We start from the raw sequence: 22824 nt of genomic DNA, 5'->3' as shown, positions 1-22824 counted from the left end.
TTAATTGTCCCGTTCAAGCCGAGCAATAGCATTGACCCGGCTCAGCTCGTGCCGGCCACAACCGGAAGCTTCTGGGGGAATCTAGGCTGGGATAGGACTGCGGCTGTCCAGTGCTGCCGAAATCCGCGTCAGCATCAAGGCCGAAAGCACGATGAGCCCGCCGATCCAGGGCGTACTCATTAACCCCATGTCTTCAACAATATGCCCGCCAAGCCAGGCGCCACCGGCAATGCCGATGTTGAACGCAGCGATGTTGAGACCGGAAGCTACATCAACCGAGTGAGGTGTGTAGCGTTCGGCCAGTTGCACGACGTACACCTGCAGCCCCGGAACATTGCCGAAGGCAAAGGCACCCCAGACCAGCAAGGTGATCACGGCGGCAATCGGGTAGTGGGCGCTGAAGGTGAGCGCAAACATGATCGCCGCCAGCCCGCCAAAGATAATGTACAGCGCAGATGTCGGCCCCAGGCGATCTGCGAGTTCACCGCCCCAAATGTTTCCGGTGGCCACCGACACGCCATAAACCAGGAGTAGCAGGCTCACCATGCCAGAAGCAAAGCCGGTCACATCCTCAAGAATGGGGGTGAGGTAGGTGAACGCGGTGAATGTTCCGCCATAGCCTATGGCGGTCATGGCATAGACCAGTAGCAGGCGCGGGTGAGTGAGCACCTGCAATTGCTGGCTCAGGCTCGCTGGCACCGATTGCTTAAGGTTTTTCGGGACCAGTAGGGCACTGCCAACCAGGGCAATGGCACCCAGGGCGGCGACGATGAGGAAGGTCGCGCGCCAGCCAAATGTCTGACCGATGAATGTCCCCAGTGGAACGCCTGTCACTAGGGCTACCGTGAGGCCAGTGAACATGATGGCGATGGCACTGGCTTCTTTATCTTTCGCTACCAGGCTGGTGGCGATGGTCGAGCCGATCGAGAAGAACACCCCGTGGGCAAGGCCAGTGAGGATCCGGGCGGTGATCAACGAGCCGTAGTTCGGTGCCATCCACGCCAGCAAGTTGCCAAGGATGAACAATGCCATCAGCGACAGCAGTACCAGTTTGCGGTTCCAACGCCCGGTGAGAGCGGTTAGAACCGGTGCGCCGATGGCAACACCGAGCGCATACAGGCTGACCAGCAGGCCCGCCGACGGCAGGCTGACTCCCAGATCCAGGGCAATGGTTGGAACCAGGCCGACAATAACGAACTCGGTGGTCCCGATTGCAAAGGCACTGAGCGTCAGTGCAAATAACGCAATGGGCATGTCAGATATCTCCAGTAGGTTTGATTGACGCTGGCTAGTCTGGCGCCTCATACTTTTGCGATAAATGTCTCTTTCCGAAAATAACCTTTGCGGAATATGCAATGAAAAGTCGTTCTGAGGATCTGGTTTACCTGCTGGCGGTAGTCGACAGCGGTGGTTTCAGCGCCGCGGCGGAACATTTGGAAATCTCGGTGACCAAGGTTTCCCGGGCAGTGTCCCGTCTGGAGAAATCCCTGAGCGCCACCTTGCTCAATCGCACCACACGCCAGGTCAACCTGACCGAGGAAGGTCGGGCTTTTATCGACCAGGTGCGTGCCGGGTTGTCCACTCTGGAAGAGGCGGAAGAAACGTTGGCAGTCCGGCGGCAAAAACCCGCGGGGAGGTTACGGGTAGACGCCGCCAATCCCTTTGTCCTGCATCAGATCGTGCCGCACGTAAAAGCGTTTCGGGAGGCGTACCCGGAGATCGAGCTGGAGCTGACCGCCAGTGATCAGATGGTGGATCTGCTGGAAAAACGTATTGATGTCGCAATCCGGATCGGTCCGCTGGAGGATTCAACGCTACACGCGCGGCCGATGGGGCGGTCGCCATTGTCGATCGTAGGGTCGCCTGAGTATTTGCGGGAGCAGGGGCCATGTGAGACGTCCGACGATCTGGCCAGGCACACGCTGATCGGTTTCACCGCGCCGGAATCGCTCAATCATTGGCATGTGGGTGATGGCCTGCAAATCCGGCCGTCCATCCGTGCCAGCAGTGGTGAAGCGGTACGCCAGCTGTGTCTGCAAGGCAATGGTCTGGCCTACCTTTCGCGCTTTATGGTGGGGGAGGATGTGAAGCAAGGCCGCCTGGTGGAAGTGCTCGGCGAGCACCTGACTCGGCCCAATCCGCGGGAGCTGGTGAATGCGGTTTACTATCGCAATACCACGCTGTCGGCCCGAATTCAGGTGTTTCTCGATTTCTTCAGTGCCCGCTGGCAGTCCCTTTAGGTCAGGGTTGGCTAATTCTCTCCATGGCACTTCGGAGATTGCCGGGAATTGGCGTGGAGGTGTTGCTCTCCCGGTTTACGAACACGTGCACTACCTGACCGACAGCAGATGCCTCGTTGTCGCCTTGCCGGAAAATGCCCACCTCGTAAGTCACCGAGCTGTTACCGGTTTTCACCACCCGTAATCCAGCCTCCACTATCTCCGGATAGGCTACGGGTTTGCGGAACTGGCAATTGGAGCTGACCACAAATCCGACCACCGAGCCGTTATGGATATCCAGGCCGCCTTCCTCAATCAGGAAGCGATTGATGGTGGAATCGAAGTAGGAGTAATAGGTGACATTGTTTACATGGCCGTAGATGTCGTTATCCATCCAACGGGTGTTGATGGCGTAGAACATCGGGAAGTTGCTTCGTTCCAAAAAAATTCTCCTGTTGGTCGGCTCGTGTCAGTACGCGGCTCGGTATATGGCCAAGGCGTCCGCTTCTGAGACTTCCCGTGGGTTGTTCACCAGCAAGCGGGTCTGCTTCATGGCATCAGCGGCCATGACCGGAAGGTCGGTCTCGCCAATGCCTACTTCTCGCAGAGTTTGTTCCAGCCCGATATCCGCACTCAAGGCTTCCAGACGGTTGATGAACTCATCTACTCGTTGCGCCTCTGGCACTGAGGCCAGATCCGGGAAGGCGTCGGGCGCCAGGGTGGCGTAGGCGTCGGCACAGGCACTGGCGTTAAATCGCATCACGTGGGGCAGCACCAGGGCATTGGAAAGACCGTGGGGCACATGGAAGATGCCGCCGATCGGGTAGGCCAGGGCGTGCACGGCGGCTACCGGTGAATTGGCAAAAGCCTGTCCGGCCAGCATGGCGCCCAGCAGCATGTTGGAGCGGGCCTGAACATTACGGCCGTCTTTCACTGCCGTCTCAATATTGGCGCCCAACAAGCGCAGAGCTTCTCGGGCCAGCGTGCGGGATACCGGGTTATTGTTGGCTGAGGCGGAGGTATAGCTTTCAATGGCATGAACCATCGAATCCACCCCGGTTGCTGCGGTCACCGAAGCCGGCAGGCCAAGGGTCAGCTCGGCATCCAGCAGGGCCACGTCTGGAAGCAGCTGCGGTGCCACCACGCCTTTCTTCTCGGCCTCGCCCACGGTAATGATGGAAATGGGCGTGACTTCAGAGCCGGTACCGGCCGTGGTGGGGATCTGAATCAGCGGCAGTCGCTGGCCTTTAGCCATCCCGACGCCGTAGATGTCGTCCAGTTTCTCACCGCCGCCCATCAGCAGCGCAATCAGTTTGGCGATGTCCATGGACGAGCCGCCGCCAAAGCCGATAACTCCATCAATGCTGGCTGCCCGGGCCTCGGCAAGGGCAGCTTCCACGACAGCCACGGGGGGATCGGCAACAACGCCATCAAACACCTGATATTCCACACCGGCTTGATCCAGAGAGTCAGTCGCGCTGGTCAACAGGCCCGCCTTGATCAGGCCAGGATCCGTCACGATCAACACCCGCTTGCCGATCTGTTCTTTCACGATTGCGCCCAGTTTCTTGATCGCGCCGGGCTCGCAAATAACGCTTTTGGTGGTGTTAAAGGTGAATGCTGTCATTGTTCTTCTCCCAAGTCTGAGGCGCCAACGGCGCTGCGCTGTCAGAGGCATAAAAGTTCAGCATAGCATTGAACCGCTTCCCGTTACTCAAACCGATCCCAATAGGGCGGCTCGCCAAAATAGCCGTCGATGAAGTCGATGAAGCTGCGCACTTTACTGGCCAGCAACTGGCGATGGGCATACACGGCATACAGCGACATGGGCTCGGGCTCGTAGTCGGGCAGAACGATCTGCAAGGCACCTTTCTTGATCGCGGCGCCGGAAATAAACGTGGGCTGCAGCGCAATCCCTGCACCTGCGATGGCTGCCGCCACCAGCACATCGCCGTTGTTGCTGATCATGTCGCGGCTGCTGTCGCGAGCGCTGCCCTGGAATCCTTTGAGTAAGGCAGGGCTGGCTTCAGGGTCCATGTAGCTATAACGCAAGTAGCGGTGGTGTTGGAGGTCGTCCGGGTGCATGGGAGTGCCTTGTTGCGCCAAGTAGTCGGGCGAGGCGCACAGTACAAGACGCACCGGTGCAATCCGTCTGGCAATCAGCGATGAGCTTTTCAGATGGCCGATGCGTAGAGCGATGTCGAAGCCCTCTTCTACGATGTCGACTTTACGGTCGTTTAGCTGCAGGTCTATGCCGACATCCGGGTGGGCGCTCTGGAAATCGCTCAGCAACTGGGCCATGTGACGGGTGGCAAAGGAGACCGGAGCGCTGATTCGGAGCAGGCCCCGCGCCTGGGTTTGTAGGTCACCCAGCTGGTTCTCTATGTCGTCGATGTCGTCCAGCACCTGCTGGGCGTGTTGGTGGTATCGGGCTCCCGCCTCGGTCAGGTGCAGTTTTCGGGTGGTGCGGTTGAGCAGGCGCACGCCCAGGTGTTGCTCCAGCTGGGAAACGTACTTGCTGGCGAGTTGAGGCGACATCGCCAGCCTGTCGGCGGCGCTGGTGAACGACCCTTCATTGACGACGGTCACGAAGGCGCGCATGGCCTCGATGCGGTCCATCTTTTTCCCCTCCGGCTTAATTTTATCAACGTAGTGTTGATAATAACTCAATATTAGCCCTCTTAGTCTTTCGATTTGGCGAGAGTAAAGTCTCTACATCGACTGAGGCAGCGCTTCAGGACACATTAACTAAAGAAAGCTTAGAGGTGACAAACATGAACACTCAATTTGCACAGGCATTGCTCGGTTCCAACGGTGGTTTCGCGTCATTGATCCTGCGGGTTCCGGTTGGCTTGATCCTGGCGGCCCATGGGGCGCAGAAACTGTTTGGCTGGTTTGGCGGTTACGGGCTGGAAGGCACTGGCCAGTGGATGGCAAGTATTGGTCTTGAACCGGGCTACCTGATGGCACTTCTAGCCGGTAGTGCCGAGTTCTTCGGCGGCCTGGCGCTGGTGCTTGGTTTGTTGACTCGTCCGGCGGCGCTGGTGTCGGCATTGACCATGTTGGTGGCGATATTTGCGGTCCACTTCAGCAACGGCCTGTTTATGTCCAACAATGGTTACGAATACGCGCTGACATTGTTTGCGGTAACCGTGGCCTTGACCCTTCAGGGTGGCGGCCGTTTCTCGCTGGACGGGCTAATGGAGCGGCAGATGGGCGGCGTCGGCCTCAATCGGCAGGCAGTAGCCTGACCCTGCAATGGTGGTCAGACAGGGCAATTAGTCCAGTTGGCACCGCTCCCCGAAAACGGGGAGCGCGTTCGTTTGAAAAGGAGCAGGCGCGATGAATACCGGAACCGATGTTGTATTCGTGTCCCACGGAGGTGGGCCCCGGCCCTTGTTGGGCGACCCGGAGCACAGGGATATGGTGGATCGGCTTACCGAGCTTGCGGCTACATTGCGCAAGCCCGACGCGATTCTGGTTATCAGCGCCCACTGGGAAGAGTCAGCGCCCACCATCACCGCGGGCAGCCATCCGCCGTTGATCTATGATTATCATGGTTTCCCGCCCGAGGCTTATGACATCCAGTACCCGTGTCCAGGCCAACCTGAATTGGCAACCCGTGTGTTTGGGGTGCTGCAACAGGCCGGTATGTCACCGCGGCTCGACACCCAGCGGGGTTTTGATCATGGCGTGTTTGTGCCACTGAAGTTGATGTACCCGGAAGCCAATATTCCGGTAGTTCAGCTTTCACTGGTTAATAGCCTGGACGCCGCTACCCATCTGTCGATAGGGCGTGCGCTCAGACACCTGGAGTATGACAATCTGCTGGTGATCGGGTCGGGCTTCTCGTTCCACAACATGCGGGCGTTTTTTGCGCCGAATACCCCAGAGGTCCAGGCCTCGAATCAGGCCTTCGAAGATTGGCTGGCGCAGACCTGCTGCGACCCCGATCTCACCGAAACAGAGCGCTACCAGCGCCTGGTGAATTGGGAATCCGCACCCCACGCGCGGTTCTGCCATCCCCGGGAGGAGCACCTGCTGCCTCTTCACGTGTGTTACGGGCTCGCCAATGGGCCCAGTGATGACCGCCTTGCCGCCACTATTTTGGGAAAACAGTCAGGGATGTTTCATTGGCGCCAGAACAGAGGTGCTGAAGAGTGCTAAGGGTAGTGTTCCCGCGTTGTTGTGATCCTGCTGCAGTGACTGGCCCTATAAGACGTGGATACGGTTATGAATTCACCCACGCTAATACGGAGCCAGCTCATGCCGGAAGGCCCCGAAATACGCCGTATGGTCGATGACATAGGTAAGGCTGTTGCCGGCAAGACTGCCGAGCAGGTGTTTTTTGCCTTCGATCACTTCAAACCATTCGAATCAATGCTGTCCGGACGCCAGGTCACGGAGGTGGCTGCCCGGGGCAAGGCGGTGCTGATCTTCTTCGCGGCGACGGATGAGGACGGTCCCTGGTGCGTTTATAGTCACAATCAGCTGTACGGCAAGTGGCGCATCGGCAGGCCGTCGGTGGTGCCTCGCACCAGACGGCAGCTTCGCTTTGCCATTATTGCCCCCAAAAAAGCCGCCCGCTTATACAGCGCCTCCGACATCCGTTTGGTCCGACCGGACGAACTGCACGAAGTAGACTATCTGGCCCGTCTTGGACCGGATCCCCTGAACCAGAACGTTTCGGTTGATGACCTGATGGCGGTGTTTGACGACAAGCGTTTTCGGGGGCGGAATCTGGGTGGGCTCTTGCTCGATCAGGGCTTCATCGCCGGCGTGGGCAATTACCTGCGCTCCGAGATTCTATTCGAAGCGCGACTGGCTCCGAAAAACCGTCCCCGAGATCTTGATGCCAGCAGTCGCAAGCGGCTGGCCGAAGCCGTACTCAAATTGATTGACCGCACCTACGTTCTGAAAGGCATTACCAACGATCCGGATCGGGCGCAGGCGTTAAAAGAGCAGGGCTGGAGTTTCAATCAGCGTCGGCACATGGTGTTTAATCGCGAATCGAGGGCCTGTCACGAGTGTGGCACCAAGATCGTCAAGAGAATGGTGGCCAGTCGGCGCTTGTATGTGTGCCCGACGTGTCAGCCGGTCGAGGGGTAGTAGAGTGCGCGTTGGCGCTACTGGAATTGGGTGTAACAACACTGTCGTAAGGTCACCACAGCCTTGTACTCGTTCCGATCAACGGCGAGTCTCGTCAGCCCATTCCAGGCCGCCTCGATCATTCAAGCGGGACCACCGAAGCGGGCATTGAATCCGAAGCAAGGGCCGAATAAAGCGACAAGGCTGCGGACGGCGTGGCAGTGAGCAGCAGAGCCTTGATTTTCATAGTTTCCGACCTTTCGAGGAGTGACGCGCTGAATGTGTACGATCATTCTCCCTGTCGGGCTCAGTAGCTCGGCGGCTTGCTCAGTGAGGGCTGTCGGCAGTTTCTTTATGGCGAACCGAGATGAAGCTTTGGGCATCGGGAACGTGGTTGTTCGGCAGTGCCATGTTCAGTGCCATCAGTAGATCGGTGATGTGGCTCATTTGCTCGCGCAAGGCGCTGGAGCTTGCCGTGGACTGTCGCTCCGATTGAGCAGTGGCAATCTCGAATTGTTTCTCCAGGATCATGTCCTGAAGGGTGGTAATTTGCTGACTGGTCAGCATGATCGGTATCTGATTGTCCTTCATCGTTCGTTATCCCTTGGCTCATAAGCTTTTATAGATGAGGGGCAGAATACGAAGGTTCGCTTGCTATGGATCTTGTTGTTGTCTATCTGCTGGCACTTCACTCCGTTCGCGAAGCGCGTAAAACCTTTACTCGTCACTGGGCTGAGCTTACTATCCGGAAAAACGCATATTCAAAAATCCGCATATATTGAGGGTTCGAAATGAAACGCCGGGTTTTGTTCGTCTGCACCGCCAATAGTGCTCGTTCATTGATGGCAGAAGCTCTGCTCCGGGACATGGCTGGTGACCTGTTCGAAGTGGCCAGTGCAGGCACCGGGCCGACCTCGCCCCACCCAATGGCATTGCAGGTGCTACAAGAGGCGGGCATTGCTACCGATAGTTTGCACAGCAAGCAGTTGGCCGATCTGCAGGGGCAGCATTGGGATTATGTGATCACCCTGTGTGAAAAAGCTGCCAACCACCAGTGCGGCAGTGTGTGCCAACCCGCGCAACAGATTGCCTGGGATTTTCCCGATCCGGTACCCTCCAACCGCCACGCCACCTTTGCCCTGACCCTCAAGGAGATCAAAGAGCGGATCTCACTGTTTACCCAGGTGCATCAGAAGGAGACCGGGCGGAAGCCCATCAGCTATGATCCGGTCGCGGTTTTTAAGTCCATGGCCGATGAGTTTCGGTTGTCTGCGCTGTTGCTGATTCGGGATCAGGGCCCGCTCTGCGTCTGTGAACTGACCGAAGCCTTTGATGCGCCCCAGCCCAAAGTCAGCCGGCACTTGGCCACATTGAAAGACACGGGGTTGCTGGAAACGGAGCGCCGTGGCCAGTGGATTTACTATTCCCTCAGCCCGCAAATCCCGTCGTGGCTGGTGCGGGTGCTTGATGAAACTGCGAGTTCCAATGGGGGCTTGATTCAACCGGCGCAGGAACGGCTCCTAGCCATGGCCGACCGGCCGGCTGTTCGGTGTGTGTAGGCGTTAATATTCCCAGGCGCCGTTCAGGCTAAGGAAATTCGATACCGGAGGACGCCTGCACCTTCTTCGCGGATCCAGTGGATACGGTGGCCGGTGATGTCGCATAGGGCTTGCAGGTCTTTGCGACCGGTAGGGTCATCGGCCAGAAACTCCACTTGGGTGCCGCTGGGCAGATGCTGGGTGCGTTTTTTGAAACGCAGAATGGGGAGAGGGCACACCAGGCCGACAGCGTCGACCTGGTATACCTCTGTCAGCTCGGGAGCCTGTTCAGCGGCTTGATTGATCAAGACGCACACTCGTTTCACTGCTGTATTGTGCGGAGGAAGACCAGCCAAACTGATCCAATACGATTGGAGCAGCATAGGCAATCACCAAGGCGGCGACAAAACCGGCAATCATAACTTTCATGATGACCCTCCTTCGCCTTGTTTGGCTTTTACCTCAGCGACCCACAGGTCGTGGTGCTGGCGCGCCCACTCCAGATCGACCTGACCGTTACCCATGGCGTCGAAGGCGCCTTCCATGCCGACCGAACCAATGTAGATGTGAGCAAGGATGGCGACCATCATCACGAAGGCGACAATCGAATGCCAGATATTGGCATATTGCATTTCTTCATGGGGCGCAAGATCGGTTGGTAGGCTCGTGCCAAGAATGCCGTTAATAAAGCCGAAAGTGTCGGCAAACATTGGCATTTGGAACGGGAACAACAGCGACAGTCCAGAAAGTGACACGGAAAAGCCCAGAATCATAACCATCCAGAAAACAATCTTCTGTCCGGCATTGAACTTCTTGGCCGAAGGGTGAGCATCGGAAAATATCCCGCCGCCAGCTTTTAGCCACTGCCAATCAAGTTTATTAGGAATGTTGTGGGCTACCCACATCACAAAAGTCATCACCAAACCCAGCATGAAAGCCCAGGCAACATTGTTGTGCAGCCATTTGGAGCCAGCGGCCATAGTGGCGAAGGCATCAGGCCCCATCATGGGAATAAGGAAACTGCGCCCCATTAATGTGATCAGTCCTGTTAGGCCCAAAGCTACAAACGAGCCTGCTAGCAGCCAATGGCCAAAGCGTTCGATGGCTTTGAATCGTTCAATCGTAGTGCCGGCAGGGCCACCATCGATTTTGATTCTGCCACGAATGAAATAAAACACCGTCAACAGCGCAATCATGCCCAACAGCGCAAGACCACCGTAGGTGATTAACGGTCCTTCACGTAGCTTGTACCAAGGCATGCCCCCGTCCTGGATCAGAACGGTAGCCGCGGGTGTCCGGGCTTGACTCCTGATATCCGCTTCGTTGTAACGTACACCGCGCCAGATGTCGGCATCCGAGCGGCCACCGTTAGTACCCAACTGACCACTGATCGGAGCGGCGTTAGCAGGGTTGCCCAGGTTTTCAGACCGAAAGCTCTCGTCCACTTTCAACTGTTGCTGACGGGCCATAATATCCTCGAGAGTTTGTGCACCCCCGGTAGCGGTCCGATCAACCGCCGAAGCCTCTTCCGCCCATAACGGGCTGGAGACCAGTGTCGCCAATACAAATAGGGCGGCACCAAAAAAGTTTAGATTCATGTGAGCACTCCAACGGAATCAACCAGAAGAATTCGTTTCTTCAGAGATTACCGGGGCAACAGGGGCCCCGGAATTCTCAGGCGATGTTATGCACCCTTCTTCTCGTAAGCCGTGCCCCATCCCCAGGCGCCGGAACCGAAGCCACGGTTCACCACGCGTTGACGATAGATGTCCGCCACGTCGTTGCCGTCACCAGCCAGCAAGGCTTTGGTGGAGCACATCTCTGCACAAATCGGCAGCTTGCCCTCGGCAATACGGTTGCGTCCATATTTGTTGAACTCAGCCGCGGAGTTGTCTTCTTCCGGACCACCTGCACAGAACGTGCATTTGTCCATCTTGCCACGGCTGCCAAAGTTGCCCGCTTGCGGGAACTGGGGCGCGCCGAAGGGGCAAGCGTAAAAACAATACCCACAACCAATGCACAGATCCTTGGAGTGCAACACCACACCGTCTTCGGTCTGGTAGAAGCAATCCACCGGACAGACGGCCATACAAGGCGCGTCTGAACAGTGCATGCAAGCTACCGAGATCGAACGCTCGCCAGGTTTACCATCTTCAATGGTGACTACCCGACGACGGTTGATGCCCCAGGGGACTTCGTGCTCATTCTTACAGGCCGTTACGCAAGCATTGCATTCGATGCAGCGTTCGGCATCGCAAAGGAATTTTGCGCGTGCTTGTCCTTCAAGTGCCATGGTCTACACCTCTTGTTATGCCGGCATGATCGAACATAGGGTGGCTTTGGTCTCTTGCATCTGTGTGACCGAGTCGTACCCGTATGTTTGAACAGTGTTGGTGGATTCACCGAGAACGATGGGGTCAGCGCCCTTCGGGTACTTGTCCCGGAGGTCTTTGCCCTGGTAGTGGCCGCCGAAGTGGAACGGCATGAACGCCACGCCTTCTCCAACACGCTCGGTGACCATGGCCTTGACTTTGATCCTCGCCCCCTCTGGACCGGACACCCAGACGTCATTGCCGTCACGGACATTCAGATTGTTGGCGTCACGAGGATTGATCTCGATGAACATATCCTGCTGCAGTTCTGCCAGCCAGGGGTTTGAGCGAGTTTCGTCACCACCACCCTCGTATTCGACCAGACGGCCGGAGGTGAGAATGATCGGGAACTCCTTGCTGAAGTCGTTCTTCTGGATTGACTCGTACAGGGTCGGTACCCGCCAGAAAGTCTTGTCCTCATAGGTCGGGTAATCCGCTACCAGGTCGCGACGTGTGGTGTACAGAGGTTCACGGTGCAGCGGTACCGGATCCGGGAAGTTCCAGACAATGGCACGGGCCTTGGCGTTACCAAATGGCGCACATTCGTGTTTGATGGCCACGCGCTGGATACCACCGGACAGGTCTGTCTTCCAGTTGGTTGACGGGCCGGCCACTGCTTCGATGCTGGCTCGTTCTTCAGCCGTCAGGTCGCCGTCCCAGCCCAGGTCCATCAGCATTTGCATGGTGAACTCTGGATACCCGTCCTTGATTTCCGAATTCTTGGAGTAAACACCATCTGCCAAAATGTTCTGACCGTTGTGTTCAACACCAAAGCGGGCCCGGAACGTCAGGCCACCCTCAGAGACTGGCAACGACATGTCGTACAGGTTGGCCGTTCCCGGGTGGTTCATCTCCGGGGTGCCCCAGCACGGCCACGGCATACCGTAGAAGTCACCATCGCAAGGTCCACCCACTGCGCGCAGGGTGGTCTTGTCGAAGTGGTGCTGGTACTTCATGTGTTTCTTCATGCGCTCAGGCGATTGACCCGTGTAGCCGATGGTCCACATGCCGCGGTTGAATTCGCGGGTAATGTCCTCAATCGACGGCTCATCGCCATCAATGGCGATGTTGCGGAACATGCGATCGGTGAAGCCGAACTTGTCCGCAAACAGTTTTATGATTTCGTGATCGACCTTGGAGTCGAACAGCGGCTCTACTACTTTTTCACGCCACTGCAGAGAACGGTTCGACGCGGTTACCGAGCCGTGGGTCTCGAACTGGGTGGTCGTGGGCAGCAGGTAGGCGCCTTCCTTACGATCGTGGAGAACGGCAGAAACGGTCGGGAAGGGATCCACGACAACCAACAGGTCGAGTTTCTCCATGGCCTCTTTCATTTCTGGCATTCGGGTCTGGGAGTTGGGCGCATGCCCCCACAGAACCATGGCCCGGGTGTTGTCCGGCTGCTCAAGGTTTTCCTTGGCTTCCAGAACACCGTCAATCCAGCGGGAGACCGGGATGCCCTTCTCGTTCATCATGGCCCGGGACTTGCCGTCTTTGTCCCAAACCGCAAAGCGGCCTTTCAAATAGTCGAGGTCCTCTTCCCAAACTCTTGCCCAATGGGCCCAGGAACCAGCAGACAGTCCGTAATAGCCAGGCAGGGTGTCGGCAAGCACACCGAGGTCGGTAGCTCCCTGAACGTTGTCGTGGCCGCGGAAGATGTTAGTACCGCCGCCTGCTACGCCCATGTTGCCGAGGGCCAGCTGAAGCACGCAGTAAGCGCGGGTGTTGTTGTTACCGTTGGTGTGCTGGGTACCACCCATACACCAGATAACCGTGCCGGGCCGGTGGTTGACCAGAGTACGGGCCACACGCTCAAGCTGTGCACCCGGTGCGCCGGTTACACGCTCAACTTCTTCGGGATTCCAGCGCTTCACTTCCTCGCGAATGTCTTCCATGCCGTACACACGGGTACGGATGAATTCTTTGTCTTCCCAGCCGTTTTCGAAGATGTGCCAGAGAATACCCCACACCAGCGCAACATCTGAGCCCGGGCGGAAACGGACGAATTCGTCGGCATGGGCCGCTGTCCGCGTGAAGCGCGGATCGCACACGATCAGCGGAGCGTTATTTTCTTCCTTCGCCTTCAATACATGCAGCAGCGACACCGGGTGCGCTTCGGCGGGGTTGCCCCCGATGATGAAGATCGCTTTGGACTTGTGGATGTCGTTGTAGGAGTTGGTCATTGCGCCGTAGCCCCAGGTATTGGCTACGCCGGCGACGGTCGTGGAGTGGCAGATACGTGCCTGGTGGTCCACGTTGTTGGTGCCCCAGTAGGCCGCAAACTTACGGTACAGGTAGGCCTGTTCATTGTTGAACTTTGCGCTGCCCAGCCAGTAGACCGAATCGGGACCGCTTTGCTCGCGGATTTCGAGCATTTTGTCGCCGATTTCGTTGATGGCGGTGTCCCAGGAAATCTTTTGCCACTGGCCATTAACCATTTTCATGGGCGACTTAAGACGACGTTCGCCGTGGGCATGTTCCCGCACGGAGGCGCCTTTGGCGCAGTGAGCACCCATATTGAAGGGGCTGTCCCAGCCTGGCTCCTGGCCGGTCCATACGCCGTTCTGAACTTCGGCTTCGACGGTGCAGCCGACCGAGCAGTGCGTACACACGGATTTCTTGACGACCACTTCTCCGCCACCGGTTGCAGGGGCTGCGGCTTCCACCCGTCCCGATGTCAGCGACAGTGCCGCCAGACCACCCACTGCCACGCCAGACGTTGTCAGAAATTGACGACGGTCCAGAGTCTTGGCAGCGAGAGAAGAAAGCAAAGAACCTGCACGGGAGCCTTTCGCTACCCCGTTGGTCTTCTTCCTTAACATGTCGTTTACCTCTCTCTTTATTATTCTCGTTTTCCCGGAAAGCTGAGTCTCTCAAGGGCCTTTCGCAACCTCGATCAACTCACACCCCCGTTAAAAGCGAGCCGATTCGAAATATTTACGTGTGTGTTCGGTATCACGTAAACCGCTGCTTTTCGGCACATCTTTTCTGACGACCTCAGCTGCGGCGTTCGGTGCAACCGTCATGGCAACGGCAGCAGGAGCTGCGGCTGCTGCCATTTTCAAGAAATGGCGACGGCTGTTTTCACGCTTCGGGTTGTCCATTGGACACCTCCCCCTGGGTTAATGGGACCTTGAAATCCCGGTTACTGAATTGCAAAGGCGTCGGCTTCCACGGCCATGAAGGCTCGACCAAGCGAACCTATTGGCGCGTAGAAGATGGCGCTTTGCGCTTCTTCCAAATCAGTAAAAAACAAGGCTGCCCACTTCGCCAGATGGGCATCAAAAAACGCTTTTTGCGACGGCAGTCCGCTGTCGCAGGGAAAATCGCCGGTAATGATGCCGGCCATGATTTCGCAAAGGGTGCCAATGTGATCTTCTGGCTCCTTTACATCGCTGCGGGATTTGATACCGCGGGACATGAGATCGGTTCTCAGCTCCGCCAGGGGCTTCTCGTTCAGGAAACCGGTGAGGTAGTAACTGGCGTAGGGAAGCAATTCTCCACGACCGAGGCCAACAAACAAGTTGTTAAACTCTCGCTCGGCGTCATACGGGTTGGTACGTTCTGCCAGGGCGGCCAGATTCTTGCAGGCTGAACCGAGGGGCGTCTCGTCACCCTGTAGTGATGCCAGCCCCTTCAATAAGTCGCTGGAGGGAGGGTCGACAAGCAGGGAGCCCAACAGCTGATAGATCTGGGCCCTGGCACGATCTTCCTCGGAGATCGAACGGGGGCACTGGATTTCCGCAGTATTGCTCAATTCATGTTCCTTCTAATTATTATTTGTGGTCTGTCGCACTATGCTAGTTCATATCCGGGAATAGTAGCCTGACCTGCCTTTGATTTGCTAATAGCTGGAATGCATTCTGCTAATCGTCAAAACGCATACGAGGACGGAAGCGTGGTTCCGGCTCCTCTTCCAACTGGCTGGCCTCTTCTTGGGCAAGCTGTTGCTCGGGAAGTTCCGTCGGCGTTGCCATGTCCTCCAGCTCGGGGCTGTCCTCAGACTCCGGTTCCCCGGCAGCCGTCGAATCCGGCTCTGCCATCGAAGAGATCGCCTGCTTTTCCGACTGATCGTCCACAACCTCCGAGGCTTTTTTGGCTTTTTCGACGAGTCCCTCCCCAACCTTATATAGGGTTGTCACTGTCTGCCCGGCCGTCGAGGCCAATGTGTAGTCCTCATCGTAATCGTTGAGGCCGTCCAAAACGGCCAGTACCGGGTTGGATTTCCATAGCCCTCTCAGAGCCCTCTTTCGGAGGAACTCCGGGATTTCCTTGCGCATGAAACCGGTGATGTCTGTGCCCAGCTCGATGTTGTCCGGGTCAGGAAGGTCATATTTCTCCAAAAGCTCGTGTTCGGGCAGTGCTTCATTGGTCGCAAGCTCCTGCTCTTCCGGGGTCAGTTGAGTCTCTGTAACCGGAGGAGGGGGTGGTTCCGGCCGCTTTCCGGCTTCAGCTTTTTTGCGCGCCCAGCGCTGGAGTCTAGATTCCGCCATTACTGAATTCTCGGCTTTTTGATATTCGCAGGAGCACGGTAAACGTCACTTTCCTGACGAATGCGCGGGTCGCCCTTGGCGTCCTCGGCGCCATCAACACGAACCTCGTCTCGACGGCGTTTCTTGAACGGCTCTTCGATGTAGTGCATGTCGATAAATTCCTTGATCCATGCCGCCATCGATTCGGGAATGGGAACCGCCTCAACGATGCTCTCGCCGCTATCAAGGGCATCCAATGCCTCATGGGCACTGGCAGTGATAGTGCTGACCACCCACCCGGAAGGCGACTGGCTCGTTACATCCCTGTCCATAATGATCCAAATGGATGGAACAGCCATATTCAGGGACACAAGATAGCCCTCGACGTCGGCCCGGAAAAGCTCCATCGTAACGGTGTCAGCGTGGTAATCGACGACGTCTTCCTCGCGGACCAGTTCTTTCCAGAATGCATCAGGTGCCCCAGGTATAACGGCAACGGGCTTCCAGATTTCCTTTACCCAGCGAGTGACTCCGGGGGAACGGCGAACGACAGCGCCGACCCTCAACTCGCGTTTCCACTGTTCCGTACGACTACACATGGTGCTTCTCATTTTTTGTTTTGGCGTAAAACTAGCAGGGCTCAAACGATTATCCAATTGTCCAAAAGATAATGCCTGTGGCATGCTCGAAAAGCGATACGGAAACGTATACGTATAAAAACAACGAAAGAGTCAAACTCCTGATGACGGCATACAAAACCCTATTATTGTGCAGCTGCGATAAGTCACAGACCTTTGATTCAGAGGCCTTGCGCAAAGCCGCGGACGCTGAGCAGGTGATTGCAGTTGATCAACTGTGTGGAAAGGAAATGAGTGTTGCCGCCGAACATCTTGGCGCCCGAAGTGACGTCCTGATTGCCTGTGGCCAGCAGGCAGCTTTGTTCGAGCGTCTCGCTGAGGACGTTTACGCGGAGATCCAGCATTCCGCGCCATTACAAACTATTGATATTCGGGATCGCGCAGGTTGGAGTGCATCTGATGCGAAGCCCGAGCGCCTGCATGCGAAGCAGGTGGCGCTGATCGCCGCTGCCCAATTGCCGGCGCCCATGGCCCCGGCAAAAACCATTCAGTCCAGCGGCGTATGCTGCATCATTGGTCCCACCGAGAAGGCGATCCGGATGGCCGAACTGGTGCAGGATGAGCTGGGTGTTACCTGCATTGTTAACGATGCCGGCCCCATCCAGCTGCCATCCGCCGCTTACGACGTGGCCAAAGGCCAACTGACGGGAGCCTACGGCGCACTTGGCAATTTCAAGCTGGAATTTGCCCACCTGCAACCCCTGCATCCGGCCGGGCGCGGTGAATTGGGTTATGAAGCAGCCAAGCCCACCGCCCGCAGTGAGTGCGATGTATTTATCGATCTTCGCGGCGTTGCTCCGGCATTTCCCAGCCATGAAAAGCGTAACGGCTACTTCTGGGCCGACCCGGACAAAACCGGAGAGCTGGAGCGGATCGCCCTGACAGCCAGAGAAATGGTGGGTGAGTTCGAGAAAACCGTGTACTTCAGGCTCGAAGAGTCTCTGTGCGCGCACTCCCGGGCCAACAAGCCCGGGTGTACCCGCTGCCTGGATGTCTGCCCGACGGAAGCCATTTTTTCCTTCGGCGACCACATTCAGATCGACTCGGACATTTGCGCCGGTTGTGGCTCATGCGCTGCCGTCTGTCCGACCTCTGCGGTGACCATGAATGAGACGCCGTTCGAGGCGCTGACCAAGGCCGTGGAAGTGATGGCCAAGGTCTATCGTGAGCATACCCATGAATCCCCACGCCTGGTTTTTCACACCTTAGGTGCAGGAGCAGAGGCGATTGCGAACCTGGCACGCTACGATAATGGCCTCGCGGATGATTTGATCCCGATGGGGCTGGAGCACGTCGATCGCATCGGCCACGCTGAAATCCTGGCGGCGTTCGGAGCCGGGTATGCGGAGGTTCTGATTCTCGCGGACAACGAGCTGGATCGTCTGGCGGTGACTGCGGAAGTTGAATTGGCCCAGGCCATGCTTAAAGGTACCCACAACTCGCCGAGCCGGGTGCGGGTTATTTCCGCTATTGAGCTCTGCGATGCCGGTGAAAATGCCGGACGCGTGAGTGACCCCGTTTTGCTGGTAGGCGGTCGCCGGGATATCACTCGGGTGACAGTGGCTGCGATGTCGGACAAGATTGAAGAGCCGATTCCGCTGCCCATAGGGGCGCCATACGGTGCCATCGAAATTGATTCCGATAAATGTACGCTTTGCCTTGCCTGTGTATCACTCTGCCCAACAGGGGCGCTTGGTGACCATCCGGATCGTCCGGAAGTCCAATTCACGGAAAACGCCTGTGTCCAGTGCGGCATCTGCGAAAGCACCTGCCCTGAAACCGCTATCACCCTCAAACCCCAGCTTGATGTGTCCAAGGCGGCGCTCAGTGCCCGGGCATTGCATGGTGAAGAGCCATTCGAATGCATAAAGTGTGGCACTCCGTTTGGCGTTGCCAGCACCATTAACCGGATCGTCGAGAAACTGGAAAACCAGCACTGGATGTACAAGAACTCTGATAATGTGCAGCTCATCAAGATGTGCGATGACTGTCGGGTCAAGGCCCAGTTTCATGGGAATACAGCCCCCATGGCAGGCGGCGAGCGGCCTCGGGTTCGCACCAGTGATGATTATCTGGACAGTTAAAAACAACAGGACACACCATGGTTGAGTACACCGAAGTAGGAAAAAAGCCGAATCTGATCGGAACTGACGCTCCAAGGCCGCAGGACAAGAACCCGAGGGGCGTGGATCGCATTATTGCCGTTGCTTCCGGCAAGGGTGGCGTTGGTAAATCGACTGTGTCCTCCAACCTGGCGGTGGCCCTGGCCTCAAAAGGCCTGAAAGTCGGCCTGTTGGATGCCGACGTCTATGGCCCGAGCCAGCCCCGCATGCTGGGGGTCTCCGGTCGGCCTTCCAGTCCGGACGGAAGTACCATTCTGCCTTTGAGGAACCATGGCGTAACGCTGATGTCTCTCGGCCTGATGGCCTCGGATGATGAAGCGATTGTCTGGCGCGGTCCGATGCTGATGGGTGCACTGCAGCAGATGATGAACCAGGTCGAGTGGGGCCGACTGGACGTGCTGCTCGTGGATCTTCCGCCGGGCACCGGTGATGTCCAGATGACCCTGAGTCAGAAGTTCTTCGTGGCGGGTGCAGTCATTGTCTCGACACCGCAGGATATTGCCTTGATGGATGCTCGCAAGGGCATTGATATGTTCAAGCGAATGGAAGTTCCGCTATTTGGGCTGATCGAAAATATGGCGTCGTTTGTCTGCGATGGCTGCGGCAAAGAGCACCATCCGTTCGGACACGGTGGCGCGCGGGCGGAAGCAGAGAAACTCGGTTCGCCCTTCCTGGGGGAGATTCCGCTGGATCTCGATATCCGTGTGGGGTCGGATGGCGGTGTTCCGATTGTGGTATCCAAGCCGGATAGTCCTCAGGCGCAAGCTTTCCAGCGCATTGCCGATGAAATTGTTGCCTCTGACGTCTACGCCCGGGCCATCCAATGATCGAATCACCCCAGTTCCCGCCGTTACTCACGGGAGAAGTGGTGCCCAGACACACGGACCCGTTTGATAAAGCCGTTAGCCGGGCAGTCGCAGGTGTTGATTCCGGCACGGTGTTCTACTCCGAGCAGGACGACACCCTGCGCGCGGCTCTGGTGCTGGCGCCAGAAACACCTCTGGAAGAGGCCATTCAGGCGGTCTATGTGGCCCAGATAGGTCTTGCCGAAAGCTTGGGTGCGCTGGCCCCGCCCGAAGTGCCGGTGCACTTTCAGTGGCCCGATCGCATCAAGGTAAACGGTGCGCTCTGTGGCAGTGTCCGTTTCGCATCGGATGTGTCCGATCCCAAGGCCTATCCCAACTGGCTGGTCATTGGTATTGAAATACCGTTCATTCCGAGGACGGACCAGCCGGGAGAAAATCCGGATGAAACCTGTCTGTATGAAGAAGGCTGCATCGAAATCACGCCCATGGCCCTTCTGGAAAGCTGGTCCAAGCACACCTTGCTGTGGCTGACCTACTTCCTGGACAGCGGCTTTGACCGGGTACACAACGAGTGGCGGCCAAGATGCGATACTCTGGGCAAAATGATTGAGCTGCCCAAACCAGGCACCTTCGTTGGCCTGGATGAAAAAGGCCGGATGCTGTTGCGTCAGGATGTCATGACCGAGACACTGAGTTTGATCGAATTCGCGGAGCACGTATGAAACTGGCCCGAACCCTTCAGCTGGATATTTCCGATGAAAACGTATTTGAAAAGCCCGCGCCCAGCGGTGAATGGGCGATTTCCGGCGGCTTCGAATTTTCCAACTGGACCGAAGCAGATCTGAAGGGTAAAGCCCGTCAGGCATTCAGCAACGGCTGGTACAGCATTGAATCAGGCGGGCGCGCCAGTTTCGTGGGTGTGTGCAACATTACCGAACCGGAACTGGAGCATGTTCGCCGGATTCTCGCACAGACATTTGTTGACCATTACGGCGCGCCGAATATCGATGCGGCCTATCCGGTGGCCTGTGAGGAAATCGATCAGATGCGCAACATGTGTGAAGACTTCGAGGACAACACACTGTTGATGGTCAGCCGCACCCTGACCGAATTGGGGGTCGAGGAAACCTACCGCTCCCGGGGGCCTCAGGATGCATCACTGGAGGCCTTTGCTGTTCATGGCAGCGTCGACTGATCACAGGCCGAAACTGCCGTAGGGAATAAACCGAACAGGGGTGCCCGGCTCTATCTGCTGGGCGCTTTCATCCAGTTCCACCAGTCCTTCGGACCAGGCCAGGCCGGTCACCCGGCCGGAGCCTTCCGAACCGAACACCTCAACCTGCCCATCCCGGACCCGTGCCCGCAGCATCTCGCTGCGCCCCGGCTTTTTGTTCTTGGAGAAATTGGCGGGCATGACATAGCCCTGAGGCTCGAACCATTCGCCGCCGGCCAGCAGCGCCATTGCCGGTGCACCAAAGCGCAGCGCGCAAACCCAGGCGGCCACCGGGTTTCCTGGCAAGCCTACTACTGGTGTGCTGTTGAACATGGCCAATGCAAGGGGCCGGCCGGGCTTGATGGCAATGCGCCAGTTGCTGATGTCGCCGTGGGCTTTGAGCGTTTTTGAGACATGATCTTCGTCGCCAGCCGAAACACCGCCGCTGGTCAGGATCAGATCGCAGTGCTCGGCACCCCGCTCCAGTGCGTCTTTCACCTCGTCGGCCCGGTCTAATGCGTGGCCCAGGTCCACTAGCTGATAACCCAGCTGGGTAACCAGTGCACTCAGCATCGGGCGATTGGCGTCGTAAATCTGCCAGTCGGTGACGGTAGCGCCAACCGGTTTTACTTCATCGCCGGTGGACAGAACACCCACGCGTAGCCTCGAAAATACGTCCACTGAGTCGACCCCGACACTGGCGAGGACGGAAATCTGAGTAGGTGTCAGGCGGGTTCCGGCGGTCAGAATTCGGTCTTGAGCCTGGATGTCCTCACCGGCTTTGCGCCGGTTGGCGCCCGCTTTCAGGGTCCCCTGCAGGTGCAGTTCGTGATTGATAACCTCGCAGTCTTCCTCAAGCACTACTGTGTCGGTGCCGGCCGGCATCACTGCCCCGGTTAGAATCCGGATGGCGTGGCCCTCCGGCACATGCCCGGTGTAAGGCTCGCCGGCAGCACTCCGGGCATCAATCAGGGGCAGGGTGCAGGGCACGGTGGTCAGTGGTCCGGCAAAGGCATAACCGTCGACTGCGGAATTGCTGCTGGGAGGGTGAGCACGGGGCGCATAGACGTCTTGTGCCAGGATCCGGCCATTCACCTGTGACAGCGGAACCGCACGGTTCACGCTTACCACTGGATGCAAGCGTGAACGCAACCGCTCCAGGGCTTCGTCTACCGGCGTCCAGTTCACACCTGGTGGCAGGGCGAAACAGTCGTTACGCAGTGGCTTGGCGGTGTTTTCGTTCATGCGTCTCCCGTGCGTCGCTTGTTCACTGAAGGTGTTTCCAGGCCCTGGACGAAGTCAGCAATTCCGGCAACATCATTGGCATCGAAAACGGGACCCGGGAACTCCGGCGTGTAGTCCGCGGCAACGGCAATGATGCTTTCGTCCTGGGGGTACAGGGGGGGGCGTTCGCTCGCCTGCCGGTGTACTTCAATTTTTGGGTGCGAGTGGGACTTGAAGCCTTCCACCACCACCCAGTCGCAGGGGCCAAGGCGCGCCAGCAACTCATCCATGGTTGGCTCAGCCGCGCCGCGCAATTCGTGCATGATGGCGAAGCGCTGGCCTCCGGCCAGAATCACTTCCTGGGCTCCGGCTTCCCGATGTTGATAGCTGTCGGTGCCGGGCTGATCGACATCCACCCCGTGATGGGCATGCTTGATCGAGTTCACCCGCAGCCCCCGGGCGTTGAGTTCGCGGATTAATGCGCTTGCCAGGGTGGTTTTTCCGGAGTTTTTCCAACCTACGATGCCAATAACGTTCACTTCAGGTGTTGCTCCGCCCAGGCCAGATCCTCTGGCGTATTGATGTTGAAAAAATCGTCCTGCCCAAACACCACCAGCGACTCACCTTGGGCCTGGGTCCATTGCCGGATCTTGCGCACGCCCTCATTCAGGGCGGCTCTCAGATCATCCCGTAACGCGACGTGCCAGCGGCCAAAGGTTGGTTGGGGCAGGCGGCCGCGCTCCGGATCCGGTGTCGCCGCCAACACCACGGGAGTGTTGCATTCGGCCAGCCGCTCGGCCAGGTCCAGCGGGAACGACGGGGTATCCGCAGCGACGCTGATCAGCCACTCGTGCCCCTGTTCGGCGGCCCAATCCATGCCTGCCAACACACCGGCCAGTGGACCCGGGAAATCGGGGATCGAGTCGGCCACTACCGGTAGGCTCAAATCGTCGAAGCGACTCAAATCCCCGTTTGCATTCAACACCACGGCATCGACCTGGGGTGTGATTCGATCAACCACACGTTGGATCAGGGACTGGTCGCCCAACATCAATCGCCCTTTGTCACCACCGCCCATGCGGTTTGCCTGGCCGCCGGCCAGAATGACTGCACACTGTGTCATGCCTGGTC

26 protein-coding genes are annotated in these 22824 nt (G+C 57.5%); 9 read left to right on the top strand and 17 right to left on the bottom strand.

Going from position 1 to position 22824, the window contains the following annotated elements; all coding sequences use genetic code 11:
* Positions 1-81 precede the first annotated feature (81 nt).
* Positions 82-1254: an MFS transporter gene (locus tag FGO67_RS00970; protein ID WP_203298874.1), complete on the bottom strand. Its 1173-nt coding sequence runs from the start codon at positions 1252-1254 to the stop codon at positions 82-84.
* 101 nt (positions 1255-1355) lie between these two features.
* Here FGO67_RS00970 and FGO67_RS00965 point away from each other — a divergent pair, with 101 nt between their 5' ends.
* A complete protein-coding gene (locus FGO67_RS00965; RefSeq protein WP_203298873.1) occupies positions 1356-2240 on the top strand; it encodes a LysR family transcriptional regulator in 885 nt (294 codons plus the stop codon).
* A 1-nt stretch (position 2241) separates the two neighbouring features.
* On the opposite strand, the gene FGO67_RS00960 is transcribed toward FGO67_RS00965, so the two are convergent.
* The 3 genes from FGO67_RS00960 to FGO67_RS00950 form a co-directional block, all read right to left on the bottom strand.
* Positions 2242-2661 (bottom strand): acyl-CoA thioesterase, encoded by a 420-nt coding sequence (locus FGO67_RS00960; protein ID WP_238942124.1) that lies wholly within the window; start codon positions 2659-2661, stop codon positions 2242-2244.
* A gap of 27 nt (positions 2662-2688) precedes the next feature.
* Positions 2689-3846, bottom strand: coding sequence for an iron-containing alcohol dehydrogenase (locus tag FGO67_RS00955; RefSeq protein ID WP_203298872.1), 1158 nt, complete (start codon positions 3844-3846; stop codon positions 2689-2691).
* 83 nt (positions 3847-3929) lie between these two features.
* Positions 3930-4838 (bottom strand): LysR family transcriptional regulator, encoded by a 909-nt coding sequence (locus FGO67_RS00950; RefSeq protein WP_203298871.1) that lies wholly within the window; start codon positions 4836-4838, stop codon positions 3930-3932.
* A gap of 155 nt (positions 4839-4993) precedes the next feature.
* On the opposite strand from FGO67_RS00950, the gene FGO67_RS00945 reads away from it, so the two are divergent.
* From FGO67_RS00945 to nei, 3 genes are all read left to right on the top strand, one after another.
* Positions 4994-5470 (top strand): DoxX family protein, encoded by a 477-nt coding sequence (locus FGO67_RS00945; RefSeq protein WP_203298870.1) that lies wholly within the window; start codon positions 4994-4996, stop codon positions 5468-5470.
* A gap of 91 nt (positions 5471-5561) precedes the next feature.
* Positions 5562-6386: a DODA-type extradiol aromatic ring-opening family dioxygenase gene (locus tag FGO67_RS00940; protein WP_203298869.1), complete on the top strand. Its 825-nt coding sequence runs from the start codon at positions 5562-5564 to the stop codon at positions 6384-6386.
* Between the two features lie 66 nt (positions 6387-6452).
* Positions 6453-7328 (top strand): endonuclease VIII, encoded by an 876-nt coding sequence (nei, locus tag FGO67_RS00935; RefSeq protein WP_238942123.1) that lies wholly within the window; start codon positions 6453-6455, stop codon positions 7326-7328.
* A gap of 306 nt (positions 7329-7634) precedes the next feature.
* Here the strand turns inward: nei and FGO67_RS00930 are convergent, their stop codons facing one another.
* Complete coding sequence (locus FGO67_RS00930; protein ID WP_203298868.1) at positions 7635-7898, bottom strand: hypothetical protein; 264 nt, start codon at positions 7896-7898, stop codon at positions 7635-7637.
* Positions 7899-8098: 200 nt separating this feature from the next.
* Here FGO67_RS00930 and FGO67_RS00925 point away from each other — a divergent pair, with 200 nt between their 5' ends.
* A complete protein-coding gene (locus FGO67_RS00925) occupies positions 8099-8866 on the top strand; it encodes a metalloregulator ArsR/SmtB family transcription factor (protein WP_203298867.1) in 768 nt (255 codons plus the stop codon).
* Between the two features lie 23 nt (positions 8867-8889).
* Here the strand turns inward: FGO67_RS00925 and FGO67_RS00920 are convergent, their stop codons facing one another.
* From FGO67_RS00920 to FGO67_RS00880, 9 genes are all read right to left on the bottom strand, one after another.
* Complete coding sequence (locus tag FGO67_RS00920) at positions 8890-9153, bottom strand: sulfurtransferase TusA family protein (protein WP_203299994.1); 264 nt, start codon at positions 9151-9153, stop codon at positions 8890-8892.
* Positions 9134-9274 carry a hypothetical protein gene (locus FGO67_RS00915; RefSeq protein ID WP_203298866.1) on the bottom strand — a complete coding sequence of 47 codons (141 nt, stop codon included), beginning with the start codon at positions 9272-9274 and terminating at the stop codon, positions 9134-9136. The genes FGO67_RS00920 and FGO67_RS00915 overlap by 20 nt, the downstream gene beginning before the upstream one ends.
* The gene (locus FGO67_RS00910) at positions 9271-10443 is read right to left on the bottom strand and encodes a formate dehydrogenase subunit gamma (protein WP_203298865.1); all 1173 of its coding nucleotides are present in this window, start codon (positions 10441-10443) and stop codon (positions 9271-9273) included. The genes FGO67_RS00915 and FGO67_RS00910 overlap by 4 nt, the downstream gene beginning before the upstream one ends.
* Before the next feature lie 86 nt (positions 10444-10529).
* Positions 10530-11138 carry a formate dehydrogenase FDH3 subunit beta gene (gene fdh3B, locus FGO67_RS00905; RefSeq protein WP_203298864.1) on the bottom strand — a complete coding sequence of 203 codons (609 nt, stop codon included), beginning with the start codon at positions 11136-11138 and terminating at the stop codon, positions 10530-10532.
* 15 nt (positions 11139-11153) lie between these two features.
* On the bottom strand, positions 11154-14039 hold the full coding sequence (locus FGO67_RS00900) for a formate dehydrogenase subunit alpha (protein WP_238942122.1): 2886 nt from the start codon (positions 14037-14039) through the stop codon (positions 11154-11156).
* 90 nt (positions 14040-14129) lie between these two features.
* Entirely contained in the window at positions 14130-14321 is a 192-nt protein-coding gene (locus FGO67_RS00895) for a twin-arginine translocation signal domain-containing protein (protein WP_203298863.1), read from the bottom strand.
* Between the two features lie 41 nt (positions 14322-14362).
* A complete protein-coding gene (locus tag FGO67_RS00890) occupies positions 14363-14974 on the bottom strand; it encodes a TorD/DmsD family molecular chaperone (RefSeq protein ID WP_203298862.1) in 612 nt (203 codons plus the stop codon).
* A 109-nt stretch (positions 14975-15083) separates the two neighbouring features.
* On the bottom strand, positions 15084-15710 hold the full coding sequence (locus FGO67_RS00885) for a DUF3306 domain-containing protein (RefSeq protein ID WP_203298861.1): 627 nt from the start codon (positions 15708-15710) through the stop codon (positions 15084-15086).
* Positions 15710-16288 (bottom strand): DUF3305 domain-containing protein, encoded by a 579-nt coding sequence (locus FGO67_RS00880; protein WP_203298860.1) that lies wholly within the window; start codon positions 16286-16288, stop codon positions 15710-15712. The genes FGO67_RS00885 and FGO67_RS00880 overlap by 1 nt, the downstream gene beginning before the upstream one ends.
* 143 nt (positions 16289-16431) lie before the next feature.
* On the opposite strand from FGO67_RS00880, the gene FGO67_RS00875 reads away from it, so the two are divergent.
* From FGO67_RS00875 to FGO67_RS00860, 4 genes are read left to right on the top strand one after another with little or no spacing between them, the layout of a single operon-like run.
* Entirely contained in the window at positions 16432-18411 is a 1980-nt protein-coding gene (locus tag FGO67_RS00875; protein ID WP_203298859.1) for a 4Fe-4S binding protein, read from the top strand.
* A 17-nt stretch (positions 18412-18428) separates the two neighbouring features.
* Positions 18429-19277 carry an Mrp/NBP35 family ATP-binding protein gene (locus FGO67_RS00870; RefSeq protein ID WP_203298858.1) on the top strand — a complete coding sequence of 283 codons (849 nt, stop codon included), beginning with the start codon at positions 18429-18431 and terminating at the stop codon, positions 19275-19277.
* Positions 19274-19978: a biotin/lipoate--protein ligase family protein gene (locus FGO67_RS00865; protein WP_203298857.1), complete on the top strand. Its 705-nt coding sequence runs from the start codon at positions 19274-19276 to the stop codon at positions 19976-19978. Before FGO67_RS00870 ends, FGO67_RS00865 begins: the two co-directional genes overlap by 4 nt.
* The gene (locus FGO67_RS00860) at positions 19975-20451 is read left to right on the top strand and encodes a DUF6505 family protein (RefSeq protein WP_203298856.1); all 477 of its coding nucleotides are present in this window, start codon (positions 19975-19977) and stop codon (positions 20449-20451) included. Before FGO67_RS00865 ends, FGO67_RS00860 begins: the two co-directional genes overlap by 4 nt.
* Here the strand turns inward: FGO67_RS00860 and FGO67_RS00855 are convergent, their stop codons facing one another.
* Genes FGO67_RS00855 through mobA form a run of 3 tightly spaced genes read right to left on the bottom strand, consistent with a single transcriptional unit; the run spans position 20452 to position 22816 of the window.
* Positions 20452-21714, bottom strand: a complete 1263-nt coding sequence (locus tag FGO67_RS00855) for a molybdopterin-binding protein (protein WP_203298855.1) — start codon at positions 21712-21714, stop codon at positions 20452-20454.
* Complete coding sequence (mobB, locus tag FGO67_RS00850; RefSeq protein ID WP_203298854.1) at positions 21711-22232, bottom strand: molybdopterin-guanine dinucleotide biosynthesis protein B; 522 nt, start codon at positions 22230-22232, stop codon at positions 21711-21713. Before mobB ends, FGO67_RS00855 begins: the two co-directional genes overlap by 4 nt.
* Complete coding sequence (gene mobA, locus FGO67_RS00845) at positions 22229-22816, bottom strand: molybdenum cofactor guanylyltransferase MobA (RefSeq protein ID WP_203298853.1); 588 nt, start codon at positions 22814-22816, stop codon at positions 22229-22231. The genes mobB and mobA overlap by 4 nt, the downstream gene beginning before the upstream one ends.
* Positions 22817-22824: the final 8 nt, after the last annotated feature.

The sequence above is a fragment of the Marinobacter sediminum genome, from assembly GCF_016820575.1.
Classification (GTDB): domain Bacteria; phylum Pseudomonadota; class Gammaproteobacteria; order Pseudomonadales; family Oleiphilaceae; genus Marinobacter; species Marinobacter sediminum.
This window is presented reverse-complemented; position numbering and strand designations above follow the sequence as displayed.